Consider the following 10,401-nt stretch of genomic DNA (forward strand, 5'->3'; position numbering starts at 1 on the left):
GACCAGGCCATCGTTCGGCACAAGCCACGCCTGCTGAGTGACAATGGGTCCTGTTACATCTCCGGCGATTTGGCCGAATGGCTGGAAGACCAAAAGATGGGCCATGTTCGCGGCGCTCCGTTCCACCCGCAAACCCAGGGCAAGATCGAGCGTTGGCATCAAACCATGAAGAACCGGGTTCTGCTGGAAAACTACTACCTGCCCGGCGATCTGGAACGTCAGATCGAGGCTTTCGTCGATTACTACAATAACGAGCGATACCACGAGAGCCTGAACAACGTCACACCGGCAGACGTCTACTTCGGGCGTGACAAAGCCATCATCAGAGAAAGGGCAAAGATCAAGAAGCTGACAATCCAACAGCGCCGCTTGCAACATCAAAAACAAGCCGCATAATCAATCACGTTAACGAACCAGAGCCTCCAATAATCAAGCCGCTCTGATGTCCCATTTTATATGACGACGGACACTGGCGGCGAACATGATGTGGGTTCAATCAAGGTGAACAATCGAACGGTGGATTGGGAGATCAACTACTACAACAAAGACCTTGATGATGAATCCCCGGATTCGACTGACCCACAACAGACAACAAGGCATATGACCGTTTTGCTGTCCACAGAATACTAAGGCTTATGCCAGTTCTCCAATGGGGAACTGGCTTTTGCCGTTTTGAGGTCTGCAAAAGCCCACTTTCTCGCTACTTTACTGAACTCAACAGAGTTTTGGTCTCAAGAATTTCCCGAAAGAAAATTTGATACTCCAGAGGCACAAGGTGGGAGCTATTACGAAGTTTCCAATTGGTTGAACAGCGTCCAGCGGTTTAGGAGAATATTTACCAAAGTTTCTGTATACATCGGTGGAGCAATGTAGGCGAAAGTATAGCCTAGGTCATACAAGTTAAATCACCGGGCTGCCTTGTTGCTTAAGCTGAGTGTTTCAATCGCATGAGATAGTCTCAGCAAGACGCCAAGACAGGAGACGAAATTGGACCCAGAAATGGGACTAGAGAAAATTTGCCGAACTAAGCCTAGAGGAGCAGTCACACCGGCATTTTTGTCTGAGAAGCAAACTGCAGCCTACCTAAACATGTCTGTGCAGTGGCTTAGGAAGTGTCGAGCGAATGGAAGCGGCCCGGATTGGAAGAAATTTGGTCAAGCTATCCGTTATCCCATCGCCGATCTTGAAAACTACATCTCGCAATCAAGTCGTAAGTTCACTGGTCAGAATGTCGAAAAGGCTGACCGATGTGCCAATACGTCAAGAGATTGGAAATCTAGCTCTGGAACCAAGGTACGGTTCTAACGCCTGATCCGTTTAGATTGTAAAGCTTGCAAACAGCAAAGTTGTAGAAGTGTCGGCGAGAGGCCGACCAGAGCATTGACTAAGTCCTTTCCTCTGGTCGGTTGCCACCAAATCAAACAGTTCAGCCTCAGCACAAAACTAAACGGTTGCAACTGCAACCGATGGCTCAGGCGTGGCTGCAATTCAATGAGGGTATCCAAAGATGCGACCTGAGAAAAGAAACTCTAAGTCGGACCTGAAGCGGAAAACCAAGAAGCAACGCGAGGAGAAGGAAAAAAGCAGTCACGCTTGTAAGGCAACGAAGAACACTGAAAAACAGTCTAAACAGTGGGATAAACTATCTAAACAGAGTATTTCTATACAGGATATCAATACTTCACCCCCTACACTCAGCCTAAAAAACAAAGTTACACGCTTCGACGATGACAGGGCTCACAGCAAAGAAATCCACAGAGAAATCTGCGGCAAGTACAGCGAAACTGTTTTCAGTTCTTACGAGAAGCGCCGGTTTGTAAAAACTGATATTTCAGACTTTAATGCGCTGTTGGGCCGCAACGGCCTGTGCGCGGATCACATGCCAGCCAGTGACCTTGAGCTTCGAAAAGAGCTTGGTGAATTGACGATTGATCAACTCCATCAGCTTCATCTTCGAGCCAAGAAAGATCCGCTCCTGAAAGTGTATTGGATAACCTTTGTTGATGAAGCCAACATGGTCAACGAGAGGCACGGTACGTTTCACGTATTCAAGTTTAAGCAGAAGGTTCAGTCAGCAATCCGCAACTACACTTCTATGGACGCCCTTGGCGTTCTCGAAGTTCAGGCAATGAAAAATTATCCCAAAGACCAGAAAGGAAAGTTCTTTTCTCTACATGCTCACGCCCTCTGCTGGGGATACGATACTTGTGATCCCAAGGCACTCATGGATCATGCCAAGGGTTTCAAGAGCAACATCACTAAATTGCCGATACTCTCCAAAACAGCAACCATTCTTGAAGGCAGTTTTAGCAAACTTGGACGGTACATGACTAAGCCACCCTACCTAGGTAAAGAGGTTGATTACCGTAAATTTGGAACGGGTGAACCTTGTCTGTTCCCGTCGCGGGAGTTGAACAAACACCATGATTTTCGGCTGTTTGAGTATTGTGCAAAGTTGCCGATGGAGCAGACGATCTTCGGCGTGCGTGACGGCACCAAGCTCAGAAACAAAATTGTCTCGGGCCTCAAGAAATGGCAGTCACAGAGAGAGGGTACCGAAGTCAAACTTGGACACCGGATCAACACTGTGTTCAAGCGCTTTTTTGCAGATAACAAGCGGTTTAAGAACTACCGGCCGTTTAAGGTTAAATGGAAAAAACCTACAAAACGAAAGCGTTAAGATATCTAGGCGGGAGTAACATCCCGCCCACGGTGWTCTGRMAAGRAGWTSGYGATTTCAWCGGAAGCSGCCRTTCGWGCKGTRYGCSGCTAWGGTCGGYAGWRAGCCCACTTTACTAATTTTCTGCGCAGCAGCGAATGTCCGGTACCGGAAGGCCACCAAGACAATCAACCAAATTCAGCGCTGAGCGAACTTTGATCTAAACGAATTATTGGCCATTTTTTTTGAATGAGTTATTCATCAGGACGCAACCGCGGGAGTGTTGGATGTACTACGTTGCCGAGACCGAAAGCTTGATCGCGGATGGTGTGATTTCAGAAAGCCAAGCCGATGAAATAAAATCGCGTGCGCGAACTGCGATGGTTGCTCTTTGCGTCAACGCCTTGTTGATCGCAGGCATTATTGCTGCGACGCTGGGACTCGTATTTTATCTTGCTTCAGCGCTCAGTGTAGCAATTTGTGGTGGGCTGTTTCTAGCCGTCGGCCTACTGATTTTGCGGCATGCGGCCTCGCTCTATCGAATGTTTGGCAATGCCAGCTCTTTGATTGGGGCGGGCATGTTGATTAGCGGAACTGGCATTGAACTGGCGGACAAGATACCTGATGCCGCTGGGTGGTTGATGATTGTCATTGGGGCTGTAATTTTCGGCCTTTGTACATGGCGTTTCAGGGCTGTTCCTTCGCAGTTGCGCTTTGCATACGGGGCTGTGCTCTTGATGGGTGGAGCGCTGCATATCGTCGGTATCTATTTTTCTTTCAACCACGCTGRTATTAGCGGTTGGCCCATGCCTTTCGTACATTTCTACGTGTTTGCATTTATCGTGGCACTCGGCGTGTTTCTTGATACCCGGTTGATCACGGCGTTGGCGATTGCGCCCTTCGCGCAGATGCTGGACACAGGAACTTATTATTTCTCGGCGGCCTATGTGTTCTACTCGCCAGAACCGACACTCAGTATTTTGCAGATGTCGCTGCTAATTGGTGCCTGTCTGTGGGCGGCAAACCGATGGGGAGGTCGCATCTCTCGACAGGCTGGCATCCTGATGATYATGGCATTTGTAGTGGCGAACCTATGTTTCCTTGTCGGCAGCATCTGGGGGGACGTCTTGGGTGAAACCTGGTGGGGGCCAACGCGGGACGATTTTGACGATTACAGCGCATATTTCGCCGAGCGCGATACCTTCCGCGCGGCAGCTTTCAACATCAGCGAGCAAGTGTACGCGGTCATCTGGGCTGTCCTGCTGGCAATTTTAATTATCTGGACGGCGTTGAGTAACCGAAGAGGGCTTTTCAATACGGGCATGACCTTCGCGGCCATCCACGGCTATACGCAGATGTTTGAGAGTTTTTCCGACGAGCCGTTGGCCTATGTCATCGGCGGGCTAGCCGCGATCCCTCTAGCCTTTGGACTATGGCGTTTAAACAACGTTTGGTTTCAGCCATTGGATGTAGCAGGGGCACGTTGAGGGGATCGGCGAGCAGATACAAAACGGACATTGGTGCAGCCGCAGCGAATGGCAACAAAGTCCCGCTCAGCCGACCTTGATGCCGTCTGAACCGACCCGATGACCGACTGAAACCGTCAGATGACCGGTCTGAGCCCAAACTTTCCAAAATTCGGCAACGCAGCTAATGTCGGGTCTCGGTAATTGGAGACACTATGAACATCTTGGCTACGTTTTGGAATTTGGTACGTGTCACATTCTTGGAAGGTATGTTGCATCGGACTGAAGACGGTCAAAGGCTAGGCTTCTCTTCGAGAAGAGGCTGGGGGGCCAACCTGATGTTTGCTGGAATAACTGGTTGCGTGATTGGGTTAGTTTGGATCGCCCAAAGAGCACATTTCGAGTTGGACGCAGTCACTACGACTTCTGAAGTTTTGGAGGTGCAAGAGGGTGAAACGTCAGATGGTGATGCGGTCTATCAACTCACGCTCAGATGGACCCACGAAGATGGAACCAAACATGTTACGATCCCTCGCGTTCGGGCAAGCTACTACAATGTGCCCGTCGGGACCGAGTTGGATATCAAGTACGATCCCAATGATCCAAAGGACGTTCGTGTTGAAACGGAAGAGGGTCCGTGGTTCTTCCCTCGACTGATCCTGATCGGAAGCTTGATGAGCTTTGTTATGGGAAGATTGTTGAGGGGTGATCCCACGGCTTAACCAGAATTGTTTTCTGCGGATGCAGACGTTCACATATGCGAAGCCAACGGCAACTTTGTCCGCATAGCCGCTGACCACGGCTCCAAAATACTGCACCTTTGATTAAAAGTCCGCTTCTCTGTGCATTGCCGCCGTCGCTGGGGCCCAGTGCTGCAAAGGCAGCTAAGGTCTGCTTGGTGGCCAGTTCATCCCCCCCAAAAAACCGCTTGCCCAGCTTTCGAGCTCGTCTTACCCCGGGTATACCCGGCCCAGCGTATACCCCGGGTAGACAAACATCTAAAACTCCGAGGCGCGCAGGTGACTGATTTCATCGAACTCTGGAAACGATCCCACTGGTTATCTAACTCAGCAAAGGCATACGCGACCCATTTTTTCAAAGACGAGTGGCAAGCTGCCGTTGAACACAGGGGCGACCAACCATGGATGGAAATACTTCAGGAGTCATCGAACGAAGCGAGAGCAGCCGGAAAAACAGGATGGGATATCGCTGAGCAATTGTTGGGCGAATTTGTAGTGAAGACTAAACCGCAGGCTGACCTGTTGAAGCGCGCGGAACAGCAGATAACAGACTACCTCTTGGATGGCACCTATAGAGGCTATGGCTTTGATCGCCCGCGAACGTTGGACACGGAGCCGGTTCGCATCCCCGCTGAATGTTGGAAAGGACCCGTCTCATGGGTTGGAAACGAGGTATCCTACCAATCGCTTACGTTCAGCCAAGTACGGGTGCGCATGATGCGCGAGCATCTTGATCCAATTTTGAAGAAACCGTTTGACACACCGGTTCCAAAAGCTGGACGTCCCACGGTAGCGCCTGCCATCGAAGCGGCCTTTCACGCGCTGCACAAGATTGGTGAAATCGACTTGTCAGCTTCACAAATGTCTCACTACCCCAAGGTCAGAAAGTGGCTCGAAAAGAACGGCACTAACCTTCCGGTACCAGCAGACAAGATCAGCTCCGAAACTATTCGGAGAATTATATCTCCTCTTTTCAAAGAGTTAAAAGAAATCAAAAAACAATAAATTCGGGTGGGGTTTATTGGTATTTTTTGTGGTTGGTAGGTAATCCAAGTCTAGAGCATCAGCAACTCAACCCGGAGTAAACAGATGCTCACCAACGAACCCGCTAACGACAACAACGGCCCCGCAACGGATTTTCTGGACGGCTTTATTGACGAGATCAAAGCCGCCGACTTTCTTTGCCAGAGTGTGCGCACCATCCAGAAATGGCGCGTAACAGGGTTTGGCCCGAAATTCTACAAGTCGGGTCGGTCTGTGCGCTACCGCCGCCGTGAGCTTTTGGAATGGGCCGAGGCGCGCCGCTACGGCAACACCAGCAGTTACACCGCAGCCTGAGTTTTGCCCGCACAGGGTTGGCAGCGCTGTGCGGGATTTTGGGGCCGGAATGGCTCTGTAGGGGCGCGGGCGAAACGGTCCTGCGCCCCTTTCCTCAAACACACACAGAAAGACATCGAACCATGGCAAACCAACCAGCACAGAAATTCAAAATCGGTCTGATCACCGCAACCATCTGGGACAATGATGGCTTCTACTCGGTCGACATGTCCCGAGCTTACAAAACTGACACTGGTGAATGGCGCAATTCAAACAGCTTCCACCATTCGGACCTGTTGAATATCTCCAAGTGCGCGGAGCGCGCAGAAATCTGGATTGGCCGTCAAACCAATGCCAAGTGATGGCAGCGCCGGAGCACCTTTGCTCCGGCCCCAAAACAAATGCTGCCCCGCCGGAGGCACTCAGGGGGCGTAAGCCCCCGCACCTTTTCCCTTACATCGCCAATTCTCCCAGCGGCAGGGCATGCCGCAATAGAGGGGGGTCTTGTAACACCCCCCTCCACGAATACGAAAGCGAAGGTCAGCGCAAATGGAGGCAACAATCCTACATTCCGGGTTCGATGGGCTGAAATTCACTGTTCAGGCGGATATCCCAGACGGTTTTCGCGAAGAACTGGCAGCCGCCAAACAACATGCCAAAGAGACCTTTAGCGATTGTGTTCTCGAATTTGGTTCTGTGTCGCTCAACGTGACCAACAAGGGCGCAAGGGGCTTCACCGCTCATACCGGTGATCATGGGGCTGTGTGGCTGTTTCAGGACCCACAGGACCGCATTCCCAACAACCCCGGTATCACTGTTGACTTCCGCGCCTTTGGCCTTGCCACCTGCGGCCTTGAGGGAGCGGAACAGCACTTTGGCGCGTGCATGGAGGCATTTGGGATCAAATACGTCGAAACGCAATTGCGCGTCGCACGGGCTGATTTCGCCGTGGACTTACTGGCCCCTTGGTTTGAACCTGACCGCGAAGCCTTGGTTGTTCCACCCGGCACCAAGGTCACGGAATACACCGGCGTTGATGAAACGGCGACCGTATCCAGCGGCGCGCGGGTGGTTGGTCTGCGTGCGGGTGCCGTAGCCAACCGACAACTGGCAATTTATGATAAGCGGGCCGAGGTGATCCAGCAGAACAAGATGGGCTGGCTGACGATCTGGAATGCGGCGCTTGCATCCGTTGGCAAACCGCCCCTTGACCTGACCGACCGGGCCTCAAGCCAAGTCTGGCGCTTCGAGATGCGACTTGGCTCCAAGCAATTGCGCAACCGCTTCGAGATGCGGAACTGGCAGGATGTTCGCAACATCATCGGAGACGCGTTCACAGACGCACTGGGACGCATTCGCTACTGCATTCCCACCACAGACTCAAACCGCGCCCGCTGGCCTGCACATGAGAATTGGCAGCAGTTTGAAGCCGTGGTAGGAAATGACCTATTGCAGAATTGTGCGGGCGTTCTGCCCTGTGATGTCATCCAAGCCAACCGAGCTGCCAAGATGCGGGAACTAGACGCACAACTGGCCGGGTTGTTCGTCACTCGCGCCGCAATCTCTGAAGTATCTGCAGACGAGCTTGAAGGTTTTATGGAGCGCCATACTGAAGTTTTAGTACGACTTATCAAAGAGCATTCAGCACCTGCCAAAGAACGGCTAGCCAAAACGCGGGGACGGTATCGGCTGATTTGAGTGCAACGATTCAATGCAGTCGAGCGACGACTAGCAACAGTCCCACTGTTCGGGTGCTGGGATAACTATTGACGTGCTTTAAGGGTCCTTCCACACGCCGCTCAATGAATGGCCAAGTATTTTTGTAGTGCAGCTTCTTGGTGGGTCTCACTCACCAGTGCCCCAGTGTTTCGCAGCATCTGCAAAGCTTCATGGTATGCATCGTTCCGAGTAGAATCTTGCAAAACAGGCTGTTTGACAGGCAGAAAGATGTCAGTCGGAAGTTTCCCTGCTTTTTGAAAGCGCTTCAATGCAAAGGACCATTTGTTGGCATGTTCAATTATCGACTCGGGACGCTCCTGGGCTAAAGAAATAGGCTTGATTACACTCACCGCACGGTCGCCTGATATCTTAACGAACGGGAAGCGACGCCCATAGACTCCATCCGTAATACGGCGTTCAACATAATCGTTGCTGACATGCCACTTCTTAAGTTTCCCCCGAATTTCGCGTTCCATAATTTGCTCAGCATACATCGGGGTCACGAAGTCTTTGTCGACATAGTACTTGTACAAGCGCTGAAGCTCCACATCGGGGTCTTCAGCAATGCTCATGCGCGCATTGCTAAAACGTATCACACCTTCACGCTTACGTAGAAGTTCTTGAAGGAAAAGGCGAGGTAAGCTTGCCTCCGGAAAGTCAAGGGTCATCTGACCGTGTTCGCCAAGCGTTGCGTAACGCATACGCTTAAGCTCCAATTTTAAGTTGCTCGCAGCGGCTCGATACAAATTCTTGTCTAACCCATTAAAAAAATGGGTTATTCTAGCGTATTTTCTGGTCTTCAACTCAAAGTTAAAGTAGCCGCTTTTGGGGCACGCCAGTACGACTCCAATGTTCGCAAATTCTCCCGTCTCGCTTAGTGGGGCATAGCGAACAATAGTGTAGAGAAACTGTTCCACGTTATTTCCCCCATCCTTCAGGCTCGCAAAGAATTTTCAACCTCTCTAACCGCCGCTGGAAGTCAATTTCGGCTTCAATAGTCTGCCCCATGTCTTTGAACAACCAGTCATCTGGTATCATACTACAGATTTGTGTCCATTGGGTCAAAACGCCCAAGAACCGGGTTGCGTATTTAGCCTTGCTTGCATCGTCGCTGAGCACTTCTAGAAGGTCCACGCGGAAAGGATGCAGTTCCAATGCGTTTTCAAGACTGTACTCATCGCTAAACGCCAAATTGTGGTCAAAAACCGTAAGGCATGAACCAGATACGTCCCAAAAAAGATTTGGATTCCCTCCAGTTTCGGTCAACGTACGATCTTCGTTTCCAACCCAATAATCAAAGACTGCAACATCTCTTCTTAACTCGGCAGGAACCTGTTCAATCAATGAATGGTCTAGGTCATCTAAGTTTGGGACTCTTTTAGACGCAAACACTTGACCGAATCCAAGGCTTCTAGGGGAATTTTCATCTTCGGGAAAAATCGAAAGATCCGGCAATTGAGCAATCTCAAACTCTGGAATCGGCAAGCTGAGTAAACGACCCAAGTGCGCACCAATATATTCGTTAACCAGCCCGTCACAGGTTAAGCTGCGTCCTTTGACATAATAAAACTCTTCATCACTTAAACGACACAAAAATGGCATTGTCATGCCTGAGCCAGCGGCGTTAGCAATTTCGATAACTTCAAGCATCTTTCAACATCTTCTGTGCGGCAAATTATATGTGATGCCAGTGAGTTAAGAGTGTCAAGAATTCAAAGGAAACGAGTTACCAATATAGTTGCCTAATCAGATCAATTGCACATCCGGGTCCTCCATCGAAGAAACTAGTGGGAGTCCCATGCTTGTGTCGGGCTGTTGCTGGTTCGCCACACTCTATTTCGCATCCTGTTGCTTCCACAGTGCTTCCACTAATCACGGAGCCCTAAACGCAAGAAGCGCCCCTTGGGGCGTTAGTGCGTTGTATTAGTGTGGTTAAGTTTGGTTGCGGGAGTAGGATTTGAACCTACGACCTTCAGGTTATGAGCCTGACGAGCTACCGGGCTGCTCCATCCCGCGACACTTTTGAGACCTATCGCTTGCGCTACTTGAGGTCTTTGGTTGGTCTACCGCCTATTCGGCTATTTGAGACCGTTTGCTGGCCTATTGCTTACGCGACTTGAGGCCATGTTGGCCTGATGCATATTTGCTTGAGGCCGGGTCGTTTATTTGATCGTCATGAGAGAGGGGGATTTTTCTAGGTTTGGCGGTGACCTACTCTCCCGGGGCTTAAGCCCAAGTACCATTGGCGCGGCAGCACTTAACTTCCGGGTTCGGGATGGGACCGGGTGTTTTGCTTGCGCTATGACCACCAAACCGAGGAAAATCCCCACGTCGCGACTTGCGTAGCAAGCGCGACGGGCAGGAGGCAGCGTATTCGCGAAGCGGATGCGCGTTCCTGCACGGTTGTGCATCAATCAACACCGTCGCTGTTTGCGTAGCAAAAGCGACGAAGTTATCCATGTTTAATGAAGTGTATGCTTTTGATTTGTCTTTCCATTAC

The 10,401-nt window shown here is 50.7% G+C and carries 12 protein-coding genes, 1 tRNA gene and 1 rRNA gene; 10 read left to right on the forward strand and 4 right to left on the reverse strand.

The genetic code is table 11. The features are described from left to right. From JT51_RS20985 to JT51_RS21020, 10 genes are all read left to right on the forward strand, one after another. Window positions 1–396 (forward strand): integrase core domain-containing protein (locus JT51_RS20985; protein WP_152563423.1); only part of this gene is annotated, 396 nt, incomplete at its 5' end. A gap of 60 nt (window positions 397–456) precedes the next feature. Next, window positions 457–630 carry a DUF3768 domain-containing protein gene (locus JT51_RS21925; protein WP_152563424.1) on the forward strand — a complete coding sequence of 58 codons (174 nt, stop codon included), beginning with the start codon at window positions 457–459 and terminating at the stop codon, window positions 628–630. A 369-nt stretch (window positions 631–999) separates the two neighbouring features. After that, window positions 1,000–1,305, forward strand: a complete 306-nt coding sequence (locus JT51_RS22480) for a helix-turn-helix domain-containing protein (RefSeq protein ID WP_419177318.1) — start codon at window positions 1,000–1,002, stop codon at window positions 1,303–1,305. Window positions 1,306–1,507: 202 nt separating this feature from the next. After that, window positions 1,508–2,680, forward strand: coding sequence for a hypothetical protein (locus JT51_RS20990; protein WP_037317864.1), 1,173 nt, complete (start codon window positions 1,508–1,510; stop codon window positions 2,678–2,680). A 266-nt stretch (window positions 2,681–2,946) separates the two neighbouring features. Next, the gene (locus JT51_RS20995; RefSeq protein WP_037317867.1) at window positions 2,947–4,146 is read left to right on the forward strand and encodes a hypothetical protein; all 1,200 of its coding nucleotides are present in this window, start codon (window positions 2,947–2,949) and stop codon (window positions 4,144–4,146) included. Window positions 4,147–4,340: 194 nt separating this feature from the next. After that, window positions 4,341–4,847: a DUF3592 domain-containing protein gene (locus JT51_RS21000; protein ID WP_037317870.1), complete on the forward strand. Its 507-nt coding sequence runs from the start codon at window positions 4,341–4,343 to the stop codon at window positions 4,845–4,847. A 297-nt stretch (window positions 4,848–5,144) separates the two neighbouring features. Beyond that, complete coding sequence (locus JT51_RS21005) at window positions 5,145–5,870, forward strand: hypothetical protein (protein WP_037317873.1); 726 nt, start codon at window positions 5,145–5,147, stop codon at window positions 5,868–5,870. A gap of 84 nt (window positions 5,871–5,954) precedes the next feature. Then, window positions 5,955–6,203 (forward strand): helix-turn-helix transcriptional regulator, encoded by a 249-nt coding sequence (locus JT51_RS21010; protein ID WP_081894780.1) that lies wholly within the window; start codon window positions 5,955–5,957, stop codon window positions 6,201–6,203. Between the two features lie 122 nt (window positions 6,204–6,325). Further along, window positions 6,326–6,544 (forward strand): hypothetical protein, encoded by a 219-nt coding sequence (locus JT51_RS21015; RefSeq protein ID WP_037317876.1) that lies wholly within the window; start codon window positions 6,326–6,328, stop codon window positions 6,542–6,544. Between the two features lie 187 nt (window positions 6,545–6,731). Continuing rightward, entirely contained in the window at window positions 6,732–7,880 is a 1,149-nt protein-coding gene (locus JT51_RS21020) for a hypothetical protein (RefSeq protein WP_037317879.1), read from the forward strand. A 101-nt stretch (window positions 7,881–7,981) separates the two neighbouring features. Here the strand turns inward: JT51_RS21020 and JT51_RS21025 are convergent, their stop codons facing one another. The 4 genes from JT51_RS21025 to rrf all read right to left on the reverse strand — a co-directional run bounded on the left by JT51_RS21025 (window position 7,982) and on the right by rrf (window position 10,214). After that, window positions 7,982–8,818 carry a DUF3037 domain-containing protein gene (locus tag JT51_RS21025; protein WP_051927693.1) on the reverse strand — a complete coding sequence of 279 codons (837 nt, stop codon included), beginning with the start codon at window positions 8,816–8,818 and terminating at the stop codon, window positions 7,982–7,984. Window position 8,819: 1 nt separating this feature from the next. Further along, window positions 8,820–9,551, reverse strand: a complete 732-nt coding sequence (locus JT51_RS21030) for a HipA family kinase (RefSeq protein ID WP_051927694.1) — start codon at window positions 9,549–9,551, stop codon at window positions 8,820–8,822. A 289-nt stretch (window positions 9,552–9,840) separates the two neighbouring features. Continuing rightward, window positions 9,841–9,917 (reverse strand) — tRNA-Met (locus tag JT51_RS21035). Between the two features lie 182 nt (window positions 9,918–10,099). Continuing rightward, window positions 10,100–10,214: ribosomal RNA gene (gene rrf, locus JT51_RS21040) — 5S ribosomal RNA — on the reverse strand. Window positions 10,215–10,401 lie beyond the last annotated feature (187 nt).

The organism is Ruegeria halocynthiae (genome assembly GCF_000743705.1).
GTDB lineage: Bacteria > Pseudomonadota > Alphaproteobacteria > Rhodobacterales > Rhodobacteraceae > Ruegeria > Ruegeria halocynthiae_B.

Coding starts and splice junctions, on each gene's coding strand:
- JT51_RS21925 (WP_152563424.1), top strand. CDS start 457: ATGACGACGGACACTGGCGGCGAACATGATGTGGGTTCAATCAAGGTG.
- JT51_RS22480 (WP_419177318.1), top strand. CDS start 1,000: ATGGGACTAGAGAAAATTTGCCGAACTAAGCCTAGAGGAGCAGTCACA.
- JT51_RS20990 (WP_037317864.1), top strand. CDS start 1,508: ATGCGACCTGAGAAAAGAAACTCTAAGTCGGACCTGAAGCGGAAAACC.
- JT51_RS21000 (WP_037317870.1), top strand. CDS start 4,341: ATGAACATCTTGGCTACGTTTTGGAATTTGGTACGTGTCACATTCTTG.
- JT51_RS21010 (WP_081894780.1), top strand. CDS start 5,955: ATGCTCACCAACGAACCCGCTAACGACAACAACGGCCCCGCAACGGAT.
- JT51_RS21015 (WP_037317876.1), top strand. CDS start 6,326: ATGGCAAACCAACCAGCACAGAAATTCAAAATCGGTCTGATCACCGCA.
- JT51_RS21020 (WP_037317879.1), top strand. CDS start 6,732: ATGGAGGCAACAATCCTACATTCCGGGTTCGATGGGCTGAAATTCACT.
- JT51_RS21030 (WP_051927694.1), bottom strand. CDS start 9,551: ATGCTTGAAGTTATCGAAATTGCTAACGCCGCTGGCTCAGGCATGACA.